We start from the raw sequence: 23,585 nt of genomic DNA, 5'->3' as shown, positions 1-23,585 counted from the left end.
TCAGCGTAACGCGCGCAGCAGCGCATCGTTATCGGCACCATCGGCTACATCAATGTCCTGCCAGCCTAATTCAGCGGCTTGCGTAGCCAAACGTTCACTGACGACCACAAGCCGACAGTGCAGTAACCATTCCCGACGATCAATTGGCGGAAACAGAGAAAAGAGTTGTTGTAACATTTCGCCGCTGGTTACCACCAGCGTTGTAATGCCGCGATCGCGCCAGCGTCGGCCTTCAGTCGCGCCGTTGTAGTGCTTTTCACAGCGCTGATAGCACTCGCAGTATTGCACCTCAACGCCGCGTTCAATCAGCGTTTCTGCCAGCAACTCGCGCCCCGGACTGCCGCGCAGAATCAGCGCGCGTTTGCCACTAACCTGCTGCAGACGGTTCAGGCGCACCAGCTCTTCGCTGGTCTCCCGCGCATGAGGATAGTCTACTTTGAGATTACTGACGGTATGCAGGGCTAAAGCGGTGCTGCGACCAATAGCATAATAGTTGAGGGCTTCAGGCCATGTTGTCGCGCTTTGCTGTAAAGCGGGCTCGGCGAAAGTAACGACCTGCTGCGACAGTAAAAACACCAGATCGCCTGGCTGTAACGCCGCAAGTTGGCTTGGCAAATGGATAAGATCGCGACCCGGCGTAAATTCAATCAGCGGGAAGCCCCATGCCAGCTTGCCCAGGCTGCGCAAACGCGAGACCAGTTCAGTGGCGGCCGGTTCCGGGCGGGTCACGAGGATGGTCATACTGGCGGTTGACCTTGATACACTTCACGCAGAATGTCGCGCGCGCCGCCATCCAACAGCTCTTCGGCCAGCGAAACCCCCATTCTTTCGGCGTGATCGCGTGGACCGCGACGCTCGCCGACCACCATTTGACTGCCGTCCGGTGAGCCAACTAATCCGCGCAGCCACAGCTGATCGTCTTCCAGCACCGCGAAGCTGCCGATAGGCACCTGACAACCGCCTTCCAGCCGCGTGTTCATTGCGCGTTCGGCGCGCACGCACACGGCGGTATCGTCGTGATTCAACGCCTGTAGCAGCGTAATCAATTGCTCATCATCTGCGCGGCATTCAATGCCGACGGCGCCCTGACCCACGGCGGGCAGGGAGATCTCGGCAGGCATTGCCTGACGGATGCGATCTTCCAGACCTAAACGCTTCAAACCGGCCGCCGCCAGAATGATGGCGTCATATTCACCGGCATCGAGTTTGCCGAGACGCGTGCCGACGTTGCCGCGCAGTGAGCGAATCACTAAATCCGGACGACGGGCGCTCAGCTGGCACTGGCGACGCAGGCTGGACGTCCCGACAACCGCGCCTTGTGGCAGCTCATCAACACTGTTGTAACGATTGGAGACGAAAGCATCGCGCGGATCTTCACGCTCGCAAATGGTCACCAGACCGAGGCCTTCTGGAAAATCGATCGGCACATCTTTCATTGAGTGCACGGCGAGATCGGCGCGGCCTTCCAGCATTGCCAGCTCAAGCTCTTTAACGAACAGCCCTTTGCCGCCAACCTTTGCCAGTGGCGTATCAAGGATGACATCACCTTTGGTGACCATCGGCAGCAACTCAACTTGCAGACCCGGATGAGCCGCCATCAGACGCTGTTGGACATATTGTGCCTGCCACAAAGCAAGGGGACTTTGTCTGGTAGCAATTCTGAAAATTTTGTTTAACATGCTGTTAACCATTTTGATCGTTCATCGAATATCCTATCATTGATAGGGGAATGCTGTCAGTTTCAACGGATTGAAAAGGCCGCGATGTCAGACTGCGCCTGGATCTTGCGGGTCGCAGTTTTGTGTCGAAGTCTGAAAAAAGCAGGGCTACGGTCGGAACATGCTAAACTGTTAAGTAGCGCAACTTTCTTTACGGTCAATCCTCCGGGTGTTAGATTGATCACGTTTCCAGCAATTATTTGCCCGATATCTTTATTATTAAGCGGCAGAATGCGGAAACAGGGTGCTTAACACTGGGACAATCAGGCGAAACGTCTTGTACCTCTACATTGAGACACTGAAACAGAGACTGGATGCGATTAACCAGCTGCGTGTAGATCGCGCACTGGCTGCCATGGGGCCTGCTTTCCAGCAAGTCTACAGTCTGCTGCCAACATTATTGCATTACCATCATCCGCTGATGCCGGGCTACCTCGAAGGTAGCGTTCCGCATGGCGTCTGCCTTTACACGCCCGATGAAAATCAATTCCAGCTGCTGCAGAACTTAGCGGGTGGACAACCACTCGATCTCACCGCCGCCGTCGCGGGCGAACGTCCAATTACCGGCATTTACTCAATGGGCAGCACCTCGTCGGTTGGGCAAAACAGCATTTCCGACCTCGACATCTGGGTATGCCACCAATCGTGGCTGGATAATGAAGAGCGCCTTAATCTGCAGCGTAAGTGTACGCTGTTGCAGAAATGGTGTGTGTCGATGGGTGTGGAAGTCAGCTTCTTCCTGATTGACGAGAACCGTTTCCGCCATAACGAAAGCGGTAGCCTCGGCGGTGAAGACTGCGGTTCTACCCAACATATTTTGCTACTGGATGAGTTCTACCGTACCGCCGTGCGTATGGCGGGTAAACGCATCCTGTGGAATATGGTGCCTGGCGAAGAGGAGCACCATTACGACGATTACGTCATGTCGCTCTATTCACAAGGCGTACTGACGCCGAATGAGTGGCTGGATCTCGGCGGCCTTGGCACGCTGTCGGCGGAAGAGTATTTCGGTGCCAGCTTGTGGCAGCTGTATAAAAGTATCGACTCGCCGTATAAAGCGGTGCTGAAAACCCTGCTGCTGGAAGCCTACAGCTGGGAATATCCCGACACGCAGCTCTTGTCGATGGACATCAAGCAGCGCCTGCACGACGGCGAAATTGTCTCCTTCGGTCTCGATCCTTACTGCATGATGCTGGAGCGCGTGACGCGCTATCTCACCAGCGTTGATGACATGGCGCGCCTCGATTTAGTGCGTCGATGTTTCTATTTAAAAGTGTGTGAAAAGCTCTCGAGCGAAGATCACCATCATCAGCGCACCGGCTGGCGGCGCGAGATCTTATCGCAGCTGGTTAAAGAGTGGGGCTGGGATGAAGAGAAGTTAGCGGTACTGGATAACCGCGCGCAGTGGAAAATCGAACGGGTACGCGAAGCGCACAACGAGCTGCTGGATGCGATGATGCAGAGCTATCGCAACCTGATTCGCTTTGCGCGTCGCAACAATTTAAGCGTCAGCGCCAGCCCGCAGGATATCGGCGTGCTGACGCGTAAACTGTATGCCGCGTTCGAGGCGCTGCCGGGTAAAGTCACTTTAGTGAACCCGCAGATTTCGCCCGATCTCTCGGAAGAGAATCTTACCTTTATTCATGTCCCGGCGGGCCGCGCTAATCGCGCCGGTTGGTATCTGTATAACCAATCGCCAGACATGAGTTCCATCATCAGCCATCAGCCGCTGGAATATAATCGCTATCTGAACAAGCTGGTGGCGTGGGCGTGGTTTAACGGTTTGCTGACCAGTAAAACGCGTCTGCATATGAAGGGCAACGATCTGTGCGATCTGCCGCGTCTGCAGGAACTGGTTAACGATGTGTCGAGCCACTTCCCGCTGCGCGTGCCAGCACCGACGCCGAAAGCGCTCTACAGCCCGTGCGAAATTCGTCACTTAGCGATTATCGTTAACCTGGAACACGATCCTACCTCCGCATTCCGCAATCAGGTGGTGCATTTTGATTTCCGTAAGCTGGATGTGTTCAGCTTCGGTCAGCAGCAGCAATGTCTGATTGGCAGCATCGATCTGCTCTATCGCAACTCGTGGAATGAAGTGCGTACGCTGCACTTCAATGGTGAGCAGGCGATGATTGAGGCGCTGAAAACCATTCTCGGCAAAATGCATCAGGATGCTGCGCCGCCGGATACGGTGGAAGTATTCTGCTACAGCCAGCATCTGCGCGGTTTAATTCGTACTCGCGTGCAGCAGCTGGTTTCGGAATGCATTGAGCTGCGTCTGTCGAGCACGCGTCAGGAACCGGGCCGCTTTAAAGCGTTACGCATGGCGGGTCAAACCTGGGGCTTATTCTTCGAACGCATGAGCGTGTCGGTGCAGAAGCTGGAAAACGCCGTGGAATTTTATGGCGCGATTTCTAACAACAAGCTGCATGGCTTGTCGATTAAAGTGGAATCGAACCAGACGCCGCTGCCGCCGGTGGTGAACGGCTACGCCAGCGAAGGCATCATTCAGTTCTTCTTTGAAGATACTAATGACGATCGCGGCTTCAACATCTATATCCTCGACGAAACCAATCGCGTTGAGGTTTATCACCATTGCGAAGGCAGTAAAGAGGAGCTGGTGCGTGACGTGAGTCGATTCTACTCATCGTCGCATGACCGTTTTACTTACGGCTCCAGCTTTATCAACTTTAACCTGCCGCAGTTCTACCAGATTGTGAACACTGGCGAACGTTTCCAGGTGATTCCTTTCCGCAGCCAAACGCTGACGCAGCTCTGCGCCACCCAGCCTGACAACGACAACGGCGACTTCCAGCCGCGCTATCAAATGCATTGATCCCGCCCGCGTTCGCGCGGCGGGATGCGCTGTTACTCTGACCTGCCGCAGGAAATGCGGCTATTTCCTGTTGCTTTTACAACGTCAACTGCGATGATAAGCAACCATGGCTTTAGGACAGAAGAGCAGACAGAATGATACGAGTGATGAGTCAGCTGGGTATGGCGCTGGCACTGGTCAGCCTGGTAGGCTGTGGCCTAAAAGGACCGCTGTATTTCCCGCCGAAAGATCAGCCAAACAAGCCGAAACAGCAGGTCACCGCGCAGCAGCAAAAAGCGGCTCAGGATGCTGATGTCGGTGGTTTGGTCACCAGCAAGCCTGGTTCGCAGGCCAACTAAACTCTATGAGTAATCCGGCGGAGCAGAAAATGCAGTTCTCAAAAATGCACGGTCTCGGCAACGACTTTATGGTTGTGGATGCTGTGACGCAAAACGTCTTTTTTTCGCCGGAACTGATTCGCCGCCTGGCGGACAGAAATCAGGGGATCGGTTTTGATCAGCTACTGATCGTTGAACCGCCTTACGATCCGGATCTCGATTTCCATTACCGCATTTTCAACGCCGATGGCAGCGAAGTCGCGCAGTGCGGCAACGGTGCACGCTGCTTTGCCCGCTTTGTGCGTCTGAAAGGTTTGACCAATAAAAGCGACATTCGTGTCAGCACGCAAACCGGCCGCATGGTGCTCAGCGTTACCAATGATGAGCTGGTGCGCGTCAATATGGGTCAACCCAACTTCGAACCGCAAAGCGTGCCGCTCCGCGCGAATAAAGCAGAGAACCTTTATTTGCAGCGGGTGGCCGAGCAAACCGTGATGTTTGGTGCGGTATCGATGGGCAATCCGCACTGCGTGATTCAGGTAGAAAGCGTGAAAACCGCGCCGGTGGAAACGCTGGGCCCAGAGCTGGAAAGCCACGAGCGATTCCCGGAGCGCGTCAATGTCGGCTTTATGGAAGTGGTCAATCGTGAACACATCCGTCTGCGCGTGTATGAACGTGGCGCAGGCGAAACCCAGGCATGCGGCAGCGGCGCCTGCGCGGCGGTCGCCTGCGGTGTTCAGCAGGGCATTCTGGCGGAAAATGTCCGCGTCGATTTGCCGGGCGGAACGCTGCACATTGCCTGGAAAGGGGAAGGGCAGCCGCTGTTTATGACCGGTCCAGCCACACACGTCTACGATGGGTTTATTCATCTATGAAAAATGTCGAAGAGCAAACCGAAAGCGAGGTTTTGCTGGACGATCAATCGGTAAGCGCATTTCTGCGTCAAAACCCCGATTTTTTTATTCGCAATGCGCGCCAGGTTGAACAGATGATGGTGCCGCATCCGGTACGCGGCAGTGTTTCGCTGGTGGAGTGGCATATGGCGCGGCAGCGCAACCACATCCAGCAGTTAGAAGAGGAGATCACGCTGCTGATGGAGCAGGCTACCGCCAACCATCAGCTGTTTGATCGCCTGCTGGCGCTGCAAGGTCATCTCGCCGCCGCCGACAGCTTGCAAGAGATGCTAACGCGTCTGCACCGTTGGGCGCGCGAACTGGGTCTGGCCGGCGCACACGTACGCGTGTTCAATGACAAGTGGCACATCGGCGCACCCTCTGATTTCACCCAGCTCGGCTTGTCACGTCAGGCATTCGAACCGCTGCGCATTCAGCGCTTCGGCAATGAACATCACTATCTCGGCAGCCTGAACGGTCCGGAATTGCTACTGCTGTTGCCGCAGGCCAAAGCGATTGGCTCGGTAGCGATGTCGCTAATGGGCGAACGCGGCGAGCTGGGCATATTAATGTTCACCAGCCGCGATAATCAGCATTATCAGGCGGGCATGGGTACGCTGCTGCTGCAGCATCTGGCGCAAATGTTGCCGGATCTGCTGTCACGCTGGATTGAACGCGCATGAGTCACGTCAGTCCGCTGCTGCCGGCCGTGGATGACTTTCTGCGTTATCTCAAGGTCGAGCGCCAGCTGAGTCCGCTGACGCAAAAGAATTACCAACGGCAATTGCAGGCGATTATGGCAATGGCCGATGAGATGAAGCTGACGAGCTGGTCGCAGCTGGAACCGGCGCAGGTGCGCAGCCTGGCGGCACGCAGCCGGCGGGGCGGTTTAGGCGCCAGCAGTCTGGCGCTGCGCATGTCGGCGCTGCGCAGTTTTCTCGACTGGCAAGTGCATCAGGGCATGTTGAGCGCCAATCCCGCTAAAGGCATCTCCACGCCGCGTAATGCGCGCCATCTGCCGAAAAACATGGATGTCGACGAAGTTAACCAACTGCTGGAGATCGATCTCAACGATCCGCTGGCGGTACGCGACCGCGCGATGCTGGAAACCATGTACGGCGGCGGTTTGCGTCTGTCTGAGCTGGTGAATATGGATTGTCGCCACATGGATTTGGAGGCGGGTGAAGTGCGGGTGCTGGGTAAAGGCAGCAAAGAGCGCCGCGTACCGATTGGCGGCACGGCGGTTACCTGGATTCAGCACTGGTTACCGCTGCGTGCTAGCTTTGCGCCGCAGGATGATGCGGTGTTTGTCTCCAGCCGCGGCAGCCGGATTTCGACGCGCAACGTGCAGAAGCGTTTTGCCGAATGGGGCATCAAGCAAGGCGTTGCCAGCCATATTCATCCGCATAAACTGCGCCACTCTTTTGCCACGCATTTGCTGGAATCGAGCGGCGATCTGCGCGCGGTACAGGAACTGCTCGGTCACGCCAATCTGGCGACCACGCAAATCTACACCCATCTGGATTTCCAGCATCTGGCGACGGTTTACGATGCGGCCCATCCGCGTGCCAAACGAGGAAAGTCTTAATGAAGTTTTATCGTCCGCTCGGCCCAATCAAAGCAATCACCTTTGATCTCGACGACACGCTGTATGACAACCATCCCGTCATCCGCAAAACCACTGCCGAATCGCACGCTGCGCTGCAGGCGTATCATCCAGCTCTGCGAGAATTCACCCCGGCGGATTATCAGACGCTGCGCAATGAGTTGCTGGCGCGCGAGCCGGAAATTTATCACGACGTGTCTGAATGGCGTCGTCGCTCGGTGGAGCTGGCGCTGCTCAATGTCGGCTTATCCAAAGCGGAAGCCACCGCCGGTGCCAGCGACGTGATGAGCGTCTTCCATCAGTGGCGTAGTGAAGTTGATATGCCGGAAGAGACGCATCAAACGCTGACGTGGCTGGGCGAGCGCGTGCCGCTGGTGGCGATCACTAACGGCAATGCCTGTCCGGAAAAGCTCGGTATTAATCATTACTTCCAGTTCGCGCTGCGTGCCGGTCCGCACGGTCGCGCCAAGCCGTGGCAGGATATGTATCATCTGGCCGCTGAGCGTTTGAACATCGCACCGCAGCACATTCTGCACGTCGGCGACGATCTCACCACCGATGTTGCCGGTTCGCTGCGTGCCGGTATGCAAGCCTGCTGGATCAATTTGCGTGAAGGCAATCTGATGAAGATCGACGATGCGCGTTTGCTGCCGCATGTTGAAATTGATCGGTTGGCATCTCTGACCTCGCTGCTATAATCCACACATGTAAATATATACAGCTCTATCCGCAGCAGTGTGGATTTGAGTTCATTTTCTTTCGCGAACGGTGCTTATGGACGTTTCTGATCTGCTTGACGGCTTGAATGACAAACAGCGCGAGGCGGTCGCCGCACCGCGCAGCAACCTGCTGGTGCTGGCCGGAGCAGGCAGTGGCAAAACCCGTGTGCTGGTGCATCGCATCGCCTGGCTGCTGTCGGTAGAGAACTGCTCGCCGTATTCGATTATGGCGGTGACCTTTACCAATAAAGCGGCGGCGGAAATGCGCCATCGTATCGATCAGCTGATCGGCACCAGCCAGGGCGGCATGTGGATTGGTACTTTCCACGGCCTGGCGCACCGTTTACTGCGCGCGCATCACCTTGATGCCGGCTTGCCGCAGGATTTCCAGATCCTCGACAGCGACGATCAGCTGCGTCTGCTGAAGCGCCTGATCAAAGCGATGAACCTTGATGAGAAACAGTGGCCTGCGCGCCAGGGCATGTGGTACATCAACGGCAAAAAAGATGAAGGCCTGCGGCCAAAACACATAGAAAGCTACGGCAATCCGGTTGAGCAAACCTGGCTGCGCATCTATCAGGCGTATCAGGAAGCCTGCGATCGCGCCGGATTAGTGGATTTCGCCGAGCTGCTGCTGCGCGCCCACGAACTGTGGCTGAACAAGCCGCATATCCTGAACCATTACCGCGAGCGTTTCAGCAACGTGCTGGTGGATGAGTTCCAGGATACCAACAACATTCAGTACGCGTGGATTCGCATGCTGGCGGGTGATACCGGCCGCGTGATTATTGTCGGCGATGACGATCAGTCGATTTACGGCTGGCGCGGTGCGCAGGTGGAGAACATCCAGCGCTTCCTGCAGGATTTTCCCGGCGCGGAAACTATTCGCCTGGAGCAGAACTATCGCTCGACCAACAACATTCTGAAAGCGGCGAACACGCTGATCGCCAACAACAATGGCCGCCTCGGTAAGGAACTGTGGACCGACGGCAGCGATGGCGAAAAGATCTCGCTTTACTGCGCCTTCAACGAGCTGGATGAAGCGCGCTTTGTGGTCAATCGCATCAAAAGCTGGCACGAGAACGGCAATGCGCTGCAGGATTGCGCCATTCTCTACCGCAGCAACGCCCAATCGCGCGTGCTGGAAGAGGCGCTGCTGCAAGGCAGCATGCCGTATCGCATTTATGGCGGCATGCGCTTCTTCGAGCGTCAGGAGATTAAAGATGCGCTGGCCTATCTGCGTTTAATGGCCAATCGCAACGACGATGCAGCCTTTGAGCGTGTGGTGAACACGCCGGTGCGCGGCGTCGGCGATCGTACTCTCGATGTGGTGCGCCAGACCGCGCGCGATCAGCAACTCACCTTGTGGCAGGCCACGCGCGAGCTGTTGCAGAACAAAGCCTTAGCCGGACGCGCCGCCTCGGCGCTACAACGCTTCTGCGAGTTGGTCGATTCACTGGCCAGTGAAACCGCCGAGATGCCGCTGCATGTGCAAACCGATCGCGTGATTAAAGACTCCGGTTTATGGGTGATGTACGAGCAGGAGAAGGGCGAGAAAGGCCAGGCGCGTATTGAAAACCTTGAGGAACTGGTCACGGCAACGCGCCAGTTCAGCTATCAGGACGAAGACGAAGATCTGATGCCGCTGCAGGCGTTCCTGTCACATGCGGCGCTGGAAGCAGGCGAAGGCCAGGCCGACAAATGGCAGGATGCGGTGCAGCTGATGACCATGCACTCGGCGAAAGGGCTGGAGTTCAGCCAGGTATTTATCGTCGGCATGGAAGAGGGCATGTTCCCGAGCCAGATGTCGCTGGATGAAGGCGGTCGTCTGGAAGAGGAGCGCCGTCTGGCTTACGTTGGCGTGACGCGTGCCATGGTCAAGCTGACGCTCACCTATGCTGAAAGCCGTCGTCTTTATGGTAAGGAAGTGTATCACCGTCCATCACGCTTCATCGGTGAGCTGCCGGAAGAGTGCGTGGAAGAGGTGCGTTTGCGCGCCAGCGTCAGCCGTCCGGTGAGCCATCAGCGCATGGGCACGCCCATCGCGCAAAACGACAGCGGCTTCACGCTCGGCCAGCGCGTGCGCCATGCCAAGTTCGGCGAGGGCACCATCATCAACCTCGAAGGCAGCGGTGAACACAGCCGTTTGCAAGTGGCGTTTCAGGGCCAGGGCATCAAGTGGCTGGTGGCGGCTTACGCCCGTCTGGAAACGGTGTAGCGCGGTTGCGCTACCTTGACGACTTTTTCGTCTCAGCGTAACATGCGCGCACTATTATCATGAGAGGACAATGCCTTGGACGCGCCCAGTCGATGCTGGCTCAATCACCTGTTTAACAGGAACTCCTAAGGTTACCTCTTTTAGCTGGTAGCCTTAGCGGTTAACAGCGACCTCCCTTTTTTACTCTCGTCGCGTGAGTTAGCACTGATTTACCCTTGAAGCGAAAGTTTCCGTGTTCAGGCTTCGCCGTGCCCGTAATTTACAGTGGTCACCGCCTTGTCCCATTCCGAAAAAATGGGGAGTTATTGCTATGCTGAGCGCATTTAAACTCGATCGTAATCGCCTGACGCGCATCGAGCTGGAAGAAGATAACGACAAACTCAACACGTCTGTTTGGGTCGATCTGATCGAACCTGACGACAGCGAACGCGATCGCGTGCAATGCGAGCTCGGCCAGAGCCTGGCGACGCGTCCGGAGCTGGAAGACATCGAAGCCTCGGCGCGTTTCTTCGAAGACGAAGACGGCCTGCACATTCACTCCTTCTTCTTCTTTGAAGATGCCGAAGACCACGCTGGCAACTCCACCGTGGCATTCACCATCCGCGAAGATCGCCTGTATACGCTGCGCGAACGCGAACTGCCAGCTTTCCGTCTCTATCGCATGCGTGCGCGCAATCAGATGCTGACCGATGGCAACGCCTATGAGCTGCTGCTGGATCTGTTTGAGACCAAAATCGAACAGCTGGCGGATGAGATCGAGAACATCTATAGCGCGCTGGAGAAACTCAGCCGCGTGATCATGGAAGGCCAGCAGGGCGAAGAGTACGATCAGGCGCTGTCACGTCTGGCGGAGCTGGAAGATATCGGCTGGAAAGTGCGGTTATGTCTAATGGATACCCAGCGCGCCCTCAACTTCCTGGTGCGCAAAGCGCGTCTGCCGGGCAACCAGCTGGAGCAGGCGCGTGAAATCCTGCGCGATATCGAATCGCTGTTGCCGCATAACGAATCGCTGTTCCAGAAGGTCAACTTCCTGATGCAGGCGGCAATGGGCTTCATCAATATTGAGCAGAACCGCATCATCAAGATCTTCTCGGTGGTTTCGGTGGTATTCCTGCCGCCCACGCTGGTGGCATCCAGCTACGGCATGAACTTCGAGTTTATGCCGGAGCTGAAATGGAGCTTTGGTTATCCGGGCGCGATTAGCCTGATGATTCTCGCTGGCCTGGCGCCGTACCTCTATTTCAAACGCAAGAACTGGTTGTAACCGTTCTTAAGTCCAGGTCGTCATGAATGACGACCCTACAAAACCGCTCATGACAAATGTAGGGGCGCCATTTATGGCGACCTGGTAGATAAACTTAAATTTTCTGCGTAACCTGTTGGCTCTGCTCACTATCTGATTCTCTCCTATGGCGCGCTTCTCATTGCGACTTCAGTGGACACTGCTGCTGATTGCTTCGTTAGTGCTGGGGATTATCCTCCAGCTGTTCCATCTTCCTGCGGCCTTGCTGCTTGGCCCGATGATCGTCGGCACCTTTATGGGCTTGTCCGGCGCGACTGTTCGCATCGATAAACGTTTCTTCGTGCTGGCACAAGCGGTGCTCGGCTGCATGATTGGCCAGAGCTTATCGCCGGGCATTCTCACACCGCTGATCCAGGATTGGCCGGTGGTGTTGGCGGTGCTGGTGCTGACGTTGGCGGCCAGCGGCCTGTCCGGCTTTCTTCTGGTACGCTTCAGTAGTTTGCCCGGCCCAACCGGCGCATGGGGATCGTCGCCCGGCGGCGCTTCGGCGATGGTGGCGATGGCCGGTGATTTCGGGGCGGATGTGCGGCTGGTGGCGTTTATGCAGTATCTGCGCGTGCTGTTTGTCGCCACCGCTGCGGCCGTGGTGGCGCGCATTGGCCTCGGCACCCACGGCGGTGCAGCTGATCTGGTATGGTTTCCCGCGCTGCACAGCAGCTTTCTGCTCACGCTGCTGGTGATGGTCGCCGGTGCGTGGCTCGGCCAGAGGCTGCGAATTCCTTCTGGTGCCTTGCTGCTACCCGCGCTGATCGGTGCGGTATTGCACGGCACCGATGTGGCGACTTTGCAGGTTCCGGAATGGCTGCTGGCGCTGGCCTATGCACTGATTGGCTGGAGCGTGGGATTGCGTTTCACCCGGCCGATTTTCAAACTTGCGCTGCGAACGCTGCCGCAAATGTTGCTGTCGATTTTTGGTTTGATGCTGTTGTGCGGCGGATTAGCCTGGATGCTAACGCGCGTGCTACACGTCGATCTGATGACCGCCTATCTGGCAACCAGCCCGGGTGGGCTGGATACCGTGGCGATTATTGCGGCCGGCACGCGCGTCGATATGGCTTTTGTCATGGCGCTGCAGACGCTGCGTCTGTTCACCATTCTGCTTACCGGTCCGGCGCTGGCGCGTTTTATTTCACGCTACGCGCATGCGCGCCCGAGCTGAGAACGCAACCGCATCAATAATGAACACGGCGAGCGCCAGCCAGATAAAGCCGAAGGTCACCATTTTATCCGGCGTCAGGCGCTCGCCGTAGAACAGCACCGCCAGCAGGAACATCAGCGTCGGACCCAGATACTGGAAGAAACCGACGGTCGATAAGCGCAGACGCGCGCAGGCGGCAGCAAAAAACATCAGCGGAATGGTGGTGATAATGCCCGCCGCGACCAGCTTGAGATTGAGGCTCATGGCGTTGGCGCTGAGATGGCTGGTGGCGCTATCGGCAAAACCAAACAGGTAAATCGCCGCCAGCGGGAATAGCCACAGCGTTTCGATCAACATGCCACTTTGCGCATCGACCTGAATTTTTTTGCGCACCAAACCGTACAAAGCAAAACTCAACGCCAAGCCAAGGCCGATAATCGGCAGCGATCCAAACTGCCACAGCTGCACCAGCACGCCGGTGGTCGCCAGCAGTACCGCCAGCCACTGCAAGCGGCGGAAGCGTTCGCGCAGGAACAGCATGCCAAACACCACATTAATCAGCGGGTTGATAAAGTAGCCGAGGCTGGCTTCCAGCATGTGCTGATTGTTCACTGCCCAGATAAACAGCAGCCAGTTGCCGCCAATGGTGATGGCGGTCAGCGCCAGCAGCAGCACCTTTTTCGGCTGAGCCAGTACGCTACGTACCTGCGCCCAGCTGCGCGTCAAAGTGATCAACAGCAGCATAAACAGTGCGGACCAAATCACGCGATGCGTCATGATCTCGGTAGCGGGTACCTCTTTGACCAGCTTGAAGTAGGCGGGGGCGATGCCCCAAATGAAGTAAGCGCCGAGCGCGTAGCCAATACCCTGGCGAGTTTGTTGCGAATCCATCATGTCATTCCAAAAATACTGATTAGCCAATCATGTAGGTGGCGGTAGCGGTGGCGATGTAATCGCCTTGCTGGTTATGTAACTCCACGCGCGCCACAGCGACTTTGTTGCCGCCGCGCAGCAGGCTGCTGGTGGCGACAAAGCGCTCGCCACGGCCAGGGCGCAGATAATCCACGCGCATATCGATGGTGCCCATGCGCGACAGGCGCTGACGCAGCTCTTCCTCGGTAATGCTCTCCTGACGCGTCAGCGCATAGCTGACACACACCAGCCCGGCCGCGACATCGAGCACTGAAGCGATCACGCCGCCGTGCAGAATCTGCTGCGCTGCGTTGCCGACCAGCATGGTTTTATTGGCGAAGCCGAGTTCGGCGTAATCCGCTTCCAGTCGATCCAGCTCTAATCCGAGCGCCTGATTGAAGGGCATGTGATAAACAAAGATTTCGCCAATCAGACGACGCGCTTCCTGCTGTGTCAGCAACGGGGATGACATAATGCCTGCCTTAAAATGTTAACGAGTTGTGTATATTATGCCGCGTTCGAGCCGCTTTCCAGTTTCGGAAATCGGCGCTGATCAACCGCAGGTTTTGCGTGTAGAATGGCCTGCTTTTTGAACCGTCACTTGACGATTACGACACGCAGTTCTCTGGAGAATTCTATGCGTAAGCATTACGCCTTGCTGGCCGCGGCGCTGATCCTTCCTGGCCTGGCGCAGGCTGAAGAAGCCACGATAAAAGAGGTTCATGATGCACCGGCAGTGAAGGGCAGCATTATCGCTAACCTGCTGGAGAAACACGATAACCCGTTCGTGCTTTATCCTTACGAAAACAACTATCTGCTCTACACCTACACCAGCGACATGAACAAAGAGGCGATCTCTTCGTACAACTGGGCAGACAAAGCTAAAAATGATGAAGTAAAATTCCAGCTCAGCCTGGCGTTTCCGCTGTGGCGCGGCATTTTAGGCGATAACTCGGTGCTGGCGGCGTCCTATACTCAGCGCTCGTGGTGGCAGCTCTCGAACCGTGGTGCGTCATCACCGTTCCGTGAAACCGATTATGAGCCACAAATTTTCCTCGGCTGGGCCACCGATTACACTTTCGCAGGCTGGACCTTACGCGATGTGGAAACCGGCTTAGTGCATCAGTCGAACGGCCGCAGCGAGCCGACCTCACGCAGCTGGAACCGCGTTTACGCGCGCTTCATGGCGCAGAACGGCAATCTGCTCGCAGAGATCAAACCCTGGTATCGTCTGCCTGAAAGTGAAAGCAATGACGATAACCCGGACATTACCAAATACATGGGTTACTACCGCGCCAAGCTCGGCTACATGATGGGCGAGAACATTTTCAGCGTGGAAGGTAACTACAACTGGAACAGCGGCTTTGGCGGTGCAACCTTCGCCTGGAGCTACCCGATCTCTGAACACGTGCGCTTTTACACGCAGGTCTTCAGCGGTTATGGTGAATCATTAATCGACTATAACCATCGCCAGACGCGCTTTGGCGTGGGCGTGACGCTCAACGATCTGTTCTAACCCGCAACAAAGACAGGATTACCGTGGCAACATCGGCAGTGCTTAATCAGGAAATGCTGGCGCAGCAGGTATTACAAGATACCTTCGGCTATCAGCAGTTCCGCCCAGGTCAGCAAAACATCATCGAAACCGCCCTGTCAGGACGCGATTGTCTGGTGGTGATGCCGACTGGCGGCGGCAAATCGCTGTGCTATCAAATCCCGGCGCTGGTGCGCGAAGGGCTGACGCTGGTGGTTTCACCGCTGATTTCACTGATGAAAGATCAGGTCGATCAGCTGCTGGCCAACGGCGTGGCTGCAGCGTGCCTCAACTCGACGCAGACGCGTGAGCAGCAGCAGCAGGTGTTTGCGGATTGTCGTACCGGCAAGCTCAAGCTGCTATATATCGCGCCTGAACGTCTGATGATGGACAATTTCCTCGACAGCCTGCACCAGTGGAATCCGGTGATGCTGGCGGTGGATGAAGCGCACTGTATTTCGCAGTGGGGCCACGATTTCCGTCCGGAATATGGCTCGATCGGCCAGCTGCGTCAGCACTTCCCTGATTTGCCGGTCATGGCATTGACCGCCACCGCCGATGAAACCACGCGTAACGATATCGTCCATCTGCTGCAGATGGACGATCCGCTGATTCAAATCAGCAGCTTTGACCGCCCCAATATTCGCTACACGCTGGTGGAGAAATTCAAACCCACCGAGCAACTTCTGCGTTATGTGCAGGATCAGCGCGGCAAAAGCGGCATCATTTACTGTAACAGCCGCGCCAAAGTGGAAGACACCGCCGCGCGCCTGCAGAGCCGTGGTTTGAGCGTTGGCGCGTATCACGCCGGTATCGATAGTGCGCAGCGTGCCAGCGTGCAGGAAGCTTTTCAGCGTGACGATCTGCAAATCGTGGTCGCCACCGTGGCGTTCGGGATGGGCATTAACAAACCCAACGTGCGCTTTGTGGTGCACTTCGATATTCCGCGCAACATCGAATCCTATTATCAGGAAACCGGCCGCGCCGGGCGCGATGGCCTGCCTGCCGAAGCGATGATGCTTTACGATCCGGCCGACATGGCGTGGCTGCGTAAATGTCTGGAAGAGAAAGTGCCCGGCCCGTTGCAGGATATTGAACGCCACAAACTCAACGCGATGGGCGCGTTTGCTGAAGCGCAAACCTGTCGTCGTCTGGTATTGCTGAACTATTTCGGCGAAGGTCGCCAGCAGCAGTGCGATAACTGCGATATCTGCCTCGATCCGCCGCGTCGCTACGACGGTTTGCTGGAGGCGCAAAAGGCGCTGTCGAGCATCTATCGTACCGGCCAACGCTTTGGGATGGGCTATATTGTTGAAGTTTTGCGCGGCGCCAGCAATCAGCGCATTCGCGACAACGGCCACGACAAACTGCCGGTGTACGGCCTGGGCCGCGAGCACAGCCACGAACACTGGATCAGCGTGCTGCGTCAGCTGATTCACCTCGGGATGGTAACGCAAAACATCGCCATGCATTCGGCGCTGCAACTCACCGAAGCGGCGCGTCCGGTATTACGTGCGGAAGTGCCGCTGATGCTGGCGGTGCCGCGTATCGTGACGGTGAAAACGCGCGGCAGCAGTTCGCCGAAAGTGCACAGCGGCAATTATGATCGCCAGCTGTTTGCCAAGCTGCGTAAGCTGCGCAAAGCAATTGCTGATGAAGAGAATATTCCGCCGTACGTGGTGTTTAACGATGCCACGCTGATTGAAATGGCAGAACAAATGCCGATTAGCGCGTCAGAAATGCTCAGCGTGAACGGCGTCGGTCATCGCAAACTGGAGCGTTTTGGTAAGCCGTTCCTGGTGATGATCAAAGAACATGTTGATGAAGGTTAAAGGAAAAAATTCATGCTGATGTTATTCGCCACCGTCGCGCTGGTGCATCTGGTTGCGCTGATGAGTCCCGGCCCGGACTTCTTCTTTGTGTCGCAAACGGCGGCAAGCCGCTCGCGCAAAGAGGCGATGATGGGCGTTCTGGGCATTACGTTGGGTATTGTAATCTGGGCCGGAGTGGCGCTGATGGGCCTGCATCTGATCCTGGAAAAAATGGCCTGGCTGCATGAAATCATTATGGTCGGCGGCGGATTGTATCTGCTGTGGATGGGCTGGCAGCTGATGCGCTCAGCGCGTCAACGTCACAAGCAGCCACAATCGCAAGCGCCGGTGGTTGAGCTGCCGAAAAAGGGCATGAGTTTCCTGAAAGGTTTCCTCACTAACCTGTCGAACCCAAAAGCGATCATCTACTTCGGTAGCGTATTCTCATTGTTTGTTGGCAACGACGTTGGCGCGATGGAGCGCTGGGGGTTGTTCCTGCTGATTATCGGAGAGACGTTCGCGTGGTTTACGCTGGTGGCGGCGATTTTCGCTATGCCGTGGATGCGTGATAAGTATCAGCGAATGGCGAAGTGGGTGGATGGTATGGCGGGCGTGTTATTCGCCGGTTTTGGTATTCACCTCATCATTTCACGTTAAGCCTGGTTTACTTGCCATTTCGGCACCGGGCAGTGCTCGCCCTCCTCACGTACGACGTGTACGCTCCGGGGGCTGCGCGCTGGCCGGCACCGAACTGGCTGCGCCACCGACGGCTTTGACGTGGGTGCGATTTTCTTTTACGCCATTCTGCGTGCGCTGGCTAGCAGCGCGCCTACTGCCATAAACAATCCACCAAAGGTGCGGTTCAGCAGCTTCATCTGCTTCGGTCCTTTAATCCAGCCGGCGATACGCGTTGCCAGCGTGGCGTAACCAATCATTACGATGATATCGACCACAATGGTGGTCATGCCCAGCACCAGATATTGCATGAGCTGCGGCTGGTGCGGCTGAATAAACTGCGGGAACAGCGCAGCGAGAAACACGATGCTTTTCGGGTTGGTGAGGTTCACCAACACTGCACGCTTAAACAGGCGGCGACGCGGCATCGCTTTGGCAACGGCGTCAAGGTCGATGCCACCCGCGGAGCGCCACTGCTGAATGCCCAGCCATACCAGATAGGCTGCGCCGGCCCACTTCAGGACTTCAAACGCCAGAATCGATTGGGAAAACAGCGCACCTAAACCGGCGCCGACCAGCACAATATGAATGGCCAGACCCAGCTGCAAGCCGGTAATCGATGCCGCTGCGCCGCGATAGCCGTGACTGATGCCGGTGCTCATGGTGTTGATCGCGCCGGAGCCGGGTGAAAGGCTGAGGATGGTTGTGGTCAGCAGATAGGTTAACCACCATTCAATGGTCATGTGTGACATTCCCTGAAGTTAGCGAAGTGTGACACAATACGACAGAAAATCGCCGCATGCTACGCAGCACAGGCGCGCAAATCACGTTTTTTTCAGGGGGACGGATGCAGCAGCATAAACAGAGTTGGCTCGGACGTGAGCGAGGCTTTTCGGCCTTTGCCACCGGTCCGCTGCTCGACTTCTGGCGTCGCCGTGAAGAGTGTGAATTTACCGGCGTCGGCAACCTGAAGATTCGCTACGTCCGTTTCACCTCACCGCAACATCGCCGTGTCATTCTGGTCGTGCCTGGCCGCATTGAGAGCTACATCAAGTATCCCGAACTGGCTTACGACCTGTTCATGTGCGGCTACGATGTGGTGATTCTCGACCATCGCGGTCAGGGACGTTCCGAGCGTCTGCTGGAAGATTCGCATCGCGGCCATGTAGTGGAATTTGGCGACTACGTTGACGATCTGGAAACGCTGTATCTGAAAGAGATCGTGAGTCCACATTATCAGCAGCGCTACGTGCTGGCCCACTCGATGGGCGGCGCGATTTTAGCGCTGTTTCTGGCGCGTCAGCCGCAGGCGTTTCATGCTGCGGTGTTCTCCGCGCCGATGTTTGGCATTGTGCTGCCGCTGCCCGACTGGATGGCGCACCGCATTCTGGACTGGACCGAGAAACTGCCGGCGCTGCGTGAAGGTTACGCGCTGGGCACCGGGCGCTGGCGCGCCAATCCGTTTGGCATCAACCGCCTGACGCATAGCCGCGAACGTTATCGCCGTAACCTGCGTTTTTACGCCGACGATCCGGCAATTCGCGTCGGTGGCCCCACTTATCACTGGGTGCGCGAAGGCGTGCAGGCCGGGCGGGACATCTTCAATCAGGTAGCGAACATCACCACGCCGACCTTGCTGCTGCAGGCCAGTGAAGATGATGTGGTGGATAACCGCTCACAAAATCTATTTTGTACGGCGATGGCCGCAGCAGGACATCCCTGCGCGGGCAACGCGCCGTATGTGATCAAAGGAGCGCGTCATGAGATCTTGTTTGAAACAGACGCGATGCGTGCCGAAGCGCTAAACGCGGTGGTCGATTTCTTTGAACGCCACGCTTAATCCATTTTACTTTCCGATATCAACACCCGAGGTTTACATGTATCACATCGTCGCATCCGACCTGGATGGCACGCTGCTCTCTCCGGACCATCGCCTGACGCCATTCGCGCGCACCACGCTGCAGGAACTGGTGGCGCGTGACATCCACTTTGTTTTTGCCACCGGCCGTCACTATATCGACGTCGGACAGATGCGCGATAAGCTCGGCATTCCGGCTTACATGATCACGTCTAATGGTGCACGCGTGCACAACGCCGCAGGTGAACTGGTGTTCAGCCACAATCTTGACGCCGACATCGCCAGCGATCTGTATGGCCTGCAATATCATGACGAGCATATCCTGACGCACGTCTATCGCGACGATGAGTGGTTCATGAGCCGTCATCGTCCGGATGAGCAGGACTATTTCCGTGAATCGGTGTTTAACTATCAGGTTTACCAGCCGGGCATGCTGCCGACTGATGGCATCAGCAAAGTGTTCTTCACCTGCGAAGATCCGGAGCGTTTAATTCCCATGGAGCAGGCGATTGAAGCGCGCTGGGGCGATCGCGTAAATGTCAGCTTCTCGCTGCCAACGTGTCTGGAAGTGATGGCGGGCGGCGTTTCCAAAGGCCACGCGCTGGAAGCGGTAGCGAAACAGCTCGGCCACTCGCTGAAAGCGTGCATCGCCTTCGGCGACGGCATGAATGATGTGGAGATGCTCAGCATGTCGGGCAAAGGCTGCATCATGCGCAATGCGCAGCAGCGTTTGAAAGATACCTTGCCGACGCTGGAAGTGATTGGCAGCAACGCGGATGACGCTGTGCCGCACACGCTGCGTAAACTGTTCCTCGCCTAGAAAAAAGGGCCGGTCATCACCGGCCCTTTTTAGTTATGCCAATTGTTTCTTGTGTTTGTGTTCACTGACCATGGTGAGCAGCAGCAGAATCACCGCCAGCACCGATCCGCCAATCATCACAATGAATCCGCCGTCCCAGCCGAAATAATCCACGGTGTAACCGACAATCGCACTCGCCGCAACCGATCCGCCGAGATAGCCAAACAGCCCGGTAAAGCCGGCTGCCGTTCCGGCCGCTTTTTTCGGTGCCAGTTCCAGCGCGTGCAAGCCAATCAGCATCACAGGACCGTAAATCAGGAAACCGATCACAATCATGCACAGCATGTCGATGCCTGGATTGCCTGGAGGATTCAGCCAGTACACCACGGTGGCGATGGTCACCAGCGTCATAAAGAACACGCCGGTTGCGCCACGGTTGCCGCGGAACACTTTGTCCGACATCCAGCCGCACAGCAGCGTGCCGGGAATACCGGCATATTCGTAAAAGAAGTAGGCCCACGAGGATTTATCCAGCGTGAAGTGCTTCACCTCTTTCAGGTAGGTCGGCGACCAGTCGAGAATGCCGTAACGCAGCAGGTACACAAACACGTTCGCCAGTGCGATGTACCACAGCAGCTTGTTGGGCAGAATGTACTGCATGAAAATCTGCTTCGCCGTCAGCTCCTGCTCGTGATCCTCGTTGTAATCCGGCGGATAATCATTTTTCCACGCTTCAATCGGCGGTAAACCGCAAGATTGTGGTGTGTCACGCATCAAGGCGAAGGCAATAATCGCGATGAGGATGGCGCCAAACGCCGGCATATACAGCGCGGCTTTCCAGTCGTTAAACCACGCCATGCCGAGCAGGAACAGCAGCGGAGGAATACCGCCGCCGACGTTATGCGCGCAGTTCCATACCGACACAATTCCGCCGCGCTCTTTCTGCGACCACCAGTGCACCATGGTGCGTCCGCACGGCGGCCAGCCCATGCCCTGGAACCATCCACACAGGAACAGCAGCACAAACATCACCATGATGCTGGAGGTGGCCCACGGCACGAACCCCATCACCAACATTACCGCTGCGGCAAGGATCAATCCGGCAGGCAAAAACACGCGCGGATTCGAGCGGTCTGAGACCGAGCCCATAATGAATTTCGAGAAGCCGTAAGCGATGGAAATGCCCGATAGCGCAAAGCCGAGATCGCCGCGCGAGAAGCCTTGCTCCACCAGATAAGGCATTGCCAGCGCAAAGTTTTTACGCACCAAATAGTAGGCGGCATAGCCAAAAAATATTCCCAGGAAAATCTGCCAACGCAGACGACGATAAAGCGGATCAACACGATCATCGGCCACTTGTGGGCGATGCGGTGCAGGTTTGAAAATACTCAACATGAGTGTGGCCCTCCAGGGCGCGATATAGTTATGAGTTCCCAGCAGGTTGGGGCAAAAACAGGCAGTAAAATGGCAAAGCGAAGTTTCCATTTCGCGCAAAGGATAGTGATGGTCACGCGCAGTTACTGTGACATGTGACACATATGTTACAGTTTTATGACAATTGAGAGCGAAAAAAACCAGGAAATGTTGTATTTCGCGCATTTTTACCCGAGTGTAAAAATGTGAAATAAAAATTATTCGTCGTTATTTTATCCACTTGTAAACCAGATAGTTCACCTCGATTTCGACAGTTTGTTTACACTAGCGCCACTGTTCATTTTGAGATCGTTACCGTGCCGTTACTGATCGTTACCACCATTCTGTGGGCCTTTTCCTTCAGTTTGATCGGGGAATATCTCGCAGGCCAGGTGGATTCCTGGTTCTCTGTTTTGATGCGTCTGGCGCTCGCCGCCATCGTTTTCCTGCCGTTCCTGCGCTGGCGCGGTTACCGTGCTTCCACCATCCTGCTGTATATGCTGGTGGGCATGCTGCAGCTTGGCATCATGTATTTATTAAGCTTTGAGGCTTATCTGTATCTCAGCGTGACCGAGTTCCTGCTGTTCACCGTGATGACGCCGCTGTATGTCACGCTGATCTACGATTTGCTCAGCCGACGTCCGCTGCGTATCGGCTATGCCTTCAGCGCGCTACTGGCGGTAATTGGTGCGGCGATTATTCGTTACGACAAAGTCAGCGACCATTTCTGGTTCGGCTTGCTGCTGGTACAGGCGGCAAACATCTGCTTCGCCATCGGCATGGTGGGCTACAAACGCCTGCAGGAAACTCGCCCAATGCCGCAGCACACCGCGTTTTCGTGGTTCTATCTGGGCGCGGTGATGATCGCGGTGATCGCCTGGAGCTTGTGGGGCAATCCGAACAAACTGCCGACCACGTCGCTGCAGTGGGGCATTCTGGTGTGGCTGGGCGTAGCGGCTTCAGGTTTGGGCTACTTCATATGGAACTACGGCGCTACGCAGGTGGATGCTGGCACGCTGGGTATTATGAACAACATGCATGTGCCCGCGGGCTTGCTGGTGAATCTGGCGATCTGGCAGGAGAAACCGCATTGGCCGAGTTTTCTCGCCGGTGCCGCCGTGATTTTCGCATCCCTTTATGTGCACAAACGCTGGGTATTAGGTAAGAAAAGCAACGCATAGGCTAAAAGGGAAGGGATAGCGCGGCAGTGGAGCAAAGCATCCGAGCCATGGATGGCGAGGCTGATCCACAAGGAAGTGGTTTCCCTTTGCGATCTGCCGCGCTATCCCTGACCCGGCTCGAACAAAGAAGCGATTAACCCTTCTTAGCCGGCCCCGGACGATGAATCATCGTCAACCCTTTCAGGAAATTACGCAGAATCTGATCGCCGCATTCGCGGAAATTCTTATGATCTGGGTTGCGGAAAATCGCGCCAACCTCAGCCTGTGAAATCTTGAAGTTCGCTTTCAGCAGCACATCAGGAATATCGGTGGTCTTCAGCTCAAAGGCGATACGCAATTTCTTCATGAAAATGTTGTTATTCATGCGGCGCTCAATCGAAGGCGCGGGCGCATCTTCACTCTTACCGCGACGGTAAAAAATCAGACCGTTAAGGAAGTAGCCCATCAATACATCTGGCAGCTTGCGAAACGCGGCATCGTCATCTTTCTTCATCCACGCCTGCACGTCTTCCAGCGGCACTTCACTTCCTGCCAGGGCAAAAATCTCCACCACTTTGCTATCGCTCAAATCCAGCATATAGCGCACGCTGCGCAGAACATCGTTACTCATCATGGTGAAACTCTCTTAGTCGCGGGTTGAGGCGGCGCATT

Annotated in this window: 22 protein-coding genes; 15 read left to right on the top strand and 7 right to left on the bottom strand. The window is 56.1% G+C overall.

Features of this window, described 5'->3' with window-relative positions:
• Both hemD and hemC read right to left on the bottom strand, forming a co-directional pair.
• Positions 1–741, bottom strand: coding sequence for a uroporphyrinogen-III synthase (hemD, locus tag K5Y33_RS19860; RefSeq protein ID WP_101763759.1), 741 nt, complete (start codon positions 739–741; stop codon positions 1–3).
• Positions 738–1,679: a hydroxymethylbilane synthase gene (gene hemC, locus K5Y33_RS19855; protein WP_192236889.1), complete on the bottom strand. Its 942-nt coding sequence runs from the start codon at positions 1,677–1,679 to the stop codon at positions 738–740. Before hemC ends, hemD begins: the two co-directional genes overlap by 4 nt.
• 316 nt (positions 1,680–1,995) lie before the next feature.
• Here hemC and K5Y33_RS19850 point away from each other — a divergent pair, with 316 nt between their 5' ends.
• The 9 genes from K5Y33_RS19850 to K5Y33_RS19810 all read left to right on the top strand — a co-directional run bounded on the left by K5Y33_RS19850 (position 1,996) and on the right by K5Y33_RS19810 (position 12,772).
• Positions 1,996–4,557 carry a class I adenylate cyclase gene (locus K5Y33_RS19850; RefSeq protein WP_101763758.1) on the top strand — a complete coding sequence of 854 codons (2,562 nt, stop codon included), beginning with the start codon at positions 1,996–1,998 and terminating at the stop codon, positions 4,555–4,557.
• A gap of 134 nt (positions 4,558–4,691) precedes the next feature.
• Positions 4,692–4,895, top strand: a complete 204-nt coding sequence (locus tag K5Y33_RS19845; protein WP_101763757.1) for a lipoprotein — start codon at positions 4,692–4,694, stop codon at positions 4,893–4,895.
• 29 nt (positions 4,896–4,924) lie between these two features.
• Complete coding sequence (gene dapF / locus K5Y33_RS19840; RefSeq protein ID WP_101763930.1) at positions 4,925–5,749, top strand: diaminopimelate epimerase; 825 nt, start codon at positions 4,925–4,927, stop codon at positions 5,747–5,749.
• The gene (locus tag K5Y33_RS19835) at positions 5,746–6,450 is read left to right on the top strand and encodes a DUF484 domain-containing protein (protein ID WP_101763756.1); all 705 of its coding nucleotides are present in this window, start codon (positions 5,746–5,748) and stop codon (positions 6,448–6,450) included. The genes dapF and K5Y33_RS19835 overlap by 4 nt, the downstream gene beginning before the upstream one ends.
• Positions 6,447–7,355: a tyrosine recombinase XerC gene (gene xerC, locus K5Y33_RS19830; RefSeq protein ID WP_222234955.1), complete on the top strand. Its 909-nt coding sequence runs from the start codon at positions 6,447–6,449 to the stop codon at positions 7,353–7,355. The genes K5Y33_RS19835 and xerC overlap by 4 nt, the downstream gene beginning before the upstream one ends.
• Positions 7,355–8,071 (top strand): 5-amino-6-(5-phospho-D-ribitylamino)uracil phosphatase YigB, encoded by a 717-nt coding sequence (gene yigB / locus K5Y33_RS19825; protein ID WP_192414420.1) that lies wholly within the window; start codon positions 7,355–7,357, stop codon positions 8,069–8,071. The genes xerC and yigB overlap by 1 nt, the downstream gene beginning before the upstream one ends.
• Before the next feature lie 76 nt (positions 8,072–8,147).
• Positions 8,148–10,310 (top strand): DNA helicase II, encoded by a 2,163-nt coding sequence (uvrD, locus tag K5Y33_RS19820; RefSeq protein WP_222234954.1) that lies wholly within the window; start codon positions 8,148–8,150, stop codon positions 10,308–10,310.
• A gap of 310 nt (positions 10,311–10,620) precedes the next feature.
• The gene (gene corA / locus K5Y33_RS19815) at positions 10,621–11,574 is read left to right on the top strand and encodes a magnesium/cobalt transporter CorA (protein ID WP_008105777.1); all 954 of its coding nucleotides are present in this window, start codon (positions 10,621–10,623) and stop codon (positions 11,572–11,574) included.
• Between the two features lie 145 nt (positions 11,575–11,719).
• Positions 11,720–12,772, top strand: a complete 1,053-nt coding sequence (locus K5Y33_RS19810) for an AbrB family transcriptional regulator (RefSeq protein ID WP_101763752.1) — start codon at positions 11,720–11,722, stop codon at positions 12,770–12,772.
• Here K5Y33_RS19810 and rarD read toward each other — a convergent pair.
• Both rarD and K5Y33_RS19800 read right to left on the bottom strand, forming a co-directional pair.
• Positions 12,743–13,642: an EamA family transporter RarD gene (gene rarD, locus K5Y33_RS19805; RefSeq protein WP_192236906.1), complete on the bottom strand. Its 900-nt coding sequence runs from the start codon at positions 13,640–13,642 to the stop codon at positions 12,743–12,745. The two genes, K5Y33_RS19810 and rarD, sit on opposite strands and share 30 nt — an antisense overlap.
• A 22-nt stretch (positions 13,643–13,664) precedes the next feature.
• The gene (locus K5Y33_RS19800; RefSeq protein WP_101763750.1) at positions 13,665–14,135 is read right to left on the bottom strand and encodes a thioesterase family protein; all 471 of its coding nucleotides are present in this window, start codon (positions 14,133–14,135) and stop codon (positions 13,665–13,667) included.
• Between the two features lie 165 nt (positions 14,136–14,300).
• Between K5Y33_RS19800 and pldA the strand changes: the two genes are divergently transcribed.
• From pldA to rhtC, 3 genes are read left to right on the top strand one after another with little or no spacing between them, the layout of a single operon-like run.
• Complete coding sequence (gene pldA / locus K5Y33_RS19795; protein ID WP_101763749.1) at positions 14,301–15,179, top strand: phospholipase A; 879 nt, start codon at positions 14,301–14,303, stop codon at positions 15,177–15,179.
• 23 nt (positions 15,180–15,202) lie between these two features.
• Positions 15,203–17,029 (top strand): ATP-dependent DNA helicase RecQ, encoded by a 1,827-nt coding sequence (gene recQ, locus K5Y33_RS19790; protein WP_101763748.1) that lies wholly within the window; start codon positions 15,203–15,205, stop codon positions 17,027–17,029.
• A gap of 12 nt (positions 17,030–17,041) precedes the next feature.
• On the top strand, positions 17,042–17,665 hold the full coding sequence (gene rhtC, locus K5Y33_RS19785; protein ID WP_137384916.1) for a threonine export protein RhtC: 624 nt from the start codon (positions 17,042–17,044) through the stop codon (positions 17,663–17,665).
• A gap of 137 nt (positions 17,666–17,802) precedes the next feature.
• On the opposite strand, the gene rhtB is transcribed toward rhtC, so the two are convergent.
• Positions 17,803–18,426: a homoserine/homoserine lactone efflux protein gene (gene rhtB / locus K5Y33_RS19780; protein WP_110867928.1), complete on the bottom strand. Its 624-nt coding sequence runs from the start codon at positions 18,424–18,426 to the stop codon at positions 17,803–17,805.
• A gap of 104 nt (positions 18,427–18,530) precedes the next feature.
• On the opposite strand from rhtB, the gene pldB reads away from it, so the two are divergent.
• Both pldB and yigL read left to right on the top strand, forming a co-directional pair.
• On the top strand, positions 18,531–19,523 hold the full coding sequence (pldB, locus tag K5Y33_RS19775; protein ID WP_101763745.1) for a lysophospholipase L2: 993 nt from the start codon (positions 18,531–18,533) through the stop codon (positions 19,521–19,523).
• A gap of 37 nt (positions 19,524–19,560) precedes the next feature.
• A complete protein-coding gene (yigL, locus tag K5Y33_RS19770; RefSeq protein ID WP_101763744.1) occupies positions 19,561–20,361 on the top strand; it encodes a sugar/pyridoxal phosphate phosphatase YigL in 801 nt (266 codons plus the stop codon).
• 33 nt (positions 20,362–20,394) lie between these two features.
• Here the strand turns inward: yigL and glpT are convergent, their stop codons facing one another.
• Positions 20,395–21,735, bottom strand: coding sequence for a glycerol-3-phosphate transporter (gene glpT / locus K5Y33_RS19765; RefSeq protein ID WP_110867929.1), 1,341 nt, complete (start codon positions 21,733–21,735; stop codon positions 20,395–20,397).
• Positions 21,736–22,070: 335 nt separating this feature from the next.
• On the opposite strand from glpT, the gene K5Y33_RS19760 reads away from it, so the two are divergent.
• Positions 22,071–22,934 carry a carboxylate/amino acid/amine transporter gene (locus K5Y33_RS19760; protein ID WP_222234953.1) on the top strand — a complete coding sequence of 288 codons (864 nt, stop codon included), beginning with the start codon at positions 22,071–22,073 and terminating at the stop codon, positions 22,932–22,934.
• 133 nt (positions 22,935–23,067) lie between these two features.
• On the opposite strand, the gene K5Y33_RS19755 is transcribed toward K5Y33_RS19760, so the two are convergent.
• Entirely contained in the window at positions 23,068–23,547 is a 480-nt protein-coding gene (locus K5Y33_RS19755) for a DUF1456 family protein (RefSeq protein WP_101763741.1), read from the bottom strand.
• Between the last annotated feature and the right edge of the window lie 38 nt (positions 23,548–23,585).

The organism is Pantoea sp. DY-17 (genome assembly GCF_019795975.1).
Classification (GTDB): domain Bacteria; phylum Pseudomonadota; class Gammaproteobacteria; order Enterobacterales; family Enterobacteriaceae; genus Pantoea; species Pantoea leporis.
The sequence above is the reverse complement of the archived record's forward strand: the minus strand, read 5'-3'. Positions and strand labels throughout refer to the sequence as shown.

Excerpts from the sequence above, each read along its gene's own strand:
- hemD (WP_101763759.1), bottom strand. The coding sequence starts at position 741 with ATGACCATCCTCGTGACCCGCCCGGAACCGGCCGCCACTGAACTGGTC.
- hemC (WP_192236889.1), bottom strand. The coding sequence starts at position 1,679 with ATGTTAAACAAAATTTTCAGAATTGCTACCAGACAAAGTCCCCTTGCT.
- K5Y33_RS19845 (WP_101763757.1), top strand. The coding sequence starts at position 4,692 with ATGATACGAGTGATGAGTCAGCTGGGTATGGCGCTGGCACTGGTCAGC.
- dapF (WP_101763930.1), top strand. The coding sequence starts at position 4,925 with ATGCAGTTCTCAAAAATGCACGGTCTCGGCAACGACTTTATGGTTGTG.
- K5Y33_RS19835 (WP_101763756.1), top strand. The coding sequence starts at position 5,746 with ATGAAAAATGTCGAAGAGCAAACCGAAAGCGAGGTTTTGCTGGACGAT.
- xerC (WP_222234955.1), top strand. The coding sequence starts at position 6,447 with ATGAGTCACGTCAGTCCGCTGCTGCCGGCCGTGGATGACTTTCTGCGT.
- yigB (WP_192414420.1), top strand. The coding sequence starts at position 7,355 with ATGAAGTTTTATCGTCCGCTCGGCCCAATCAAAGCAATCACCTTTGAT.
- uvrD (WP_222234954.1), top strand. The coding sequence starts at position 8,148 with ATGGACGTTTCTGATCTGCTTGACGGCTTGAATGACAAACAGCGCGAG.
- corA (WP_008105777.1), top strand. The coding sequence starts at position 10,621 with ATGCTGAGCGCATTTAAACTCGATCGTAATCGCCTGACGCGCATCGAG.
- K5Y33_RS19810 (WP_101763752.1), top strand. The coding sequence starts at position 11,720 with ATGGCGCGCTTCTCATTGCGACTTCAGTGGACACTGCTGCTGATTGCT.
- rarD (WP_192236906.1), bottom strand. The coding sequence starts at position 13,642 with ATGGATTCGCAACAAACTCGCCAGGGTATTGGCTACGCGCTCGGCGCT.
- K5Y33_RS19800 (WP_101763750.1), bottom strand. The coding sequence starts at position 14,135 with ATGTCATCCCCGTTGCTGACACAGCAGGAAGCGCGTCGTCTGATTGGC.
- pldA (WP_101763749.1), top strand. The coding sequence starts at position 14,301 with ATGCGTAAGCATTACGCCTTGCTGGCCGCGGCGCTGATCCTTCCTGGC.
- rhtC (WP_137384916.1), top strand. The coding sequence starts at position 17,042 with ATGCTGATGTTATTCGCCACCGTCGCGCTGGTGCATCTGGTTGCGCTG.
- rhtB (WP_110867928.1), bottom strand. The coding sequence starts at position 18,426 with ATGACCATTGAATGGTGGTTAACCTATCTGCTGACCACAACCATCCTC.
- pldB (WP_101763745.1), top strand. The coding sequence starts at position 18,531 with ATGCAGCAGCATAAACAGAGTTGGCTCGGACGTGAGCGAGGCTTTTCG.
- yigL (WP_101763744.1), top strand. The coding sequence starts at position 19,561 with ATGTATCACATCGTCGCATCCGACCTGGATGGCACGCTGCTCTCTCCG.
- glpT (WP_110867929.1), bottom strand. The coding sequence starts at position 21,735 with ATGTTGAGTATTTTCAAACCTGCACCGCATCGCCCACAAGTGGCCGAT.
- K5Y33_RS19755 (WP_101763741.1), bottom strand. The coding sequence starts at position 23,547 with ATGATGAGTAACGATGTTCTGCGCAGCGTGCGCTATATGCTGGATTTG.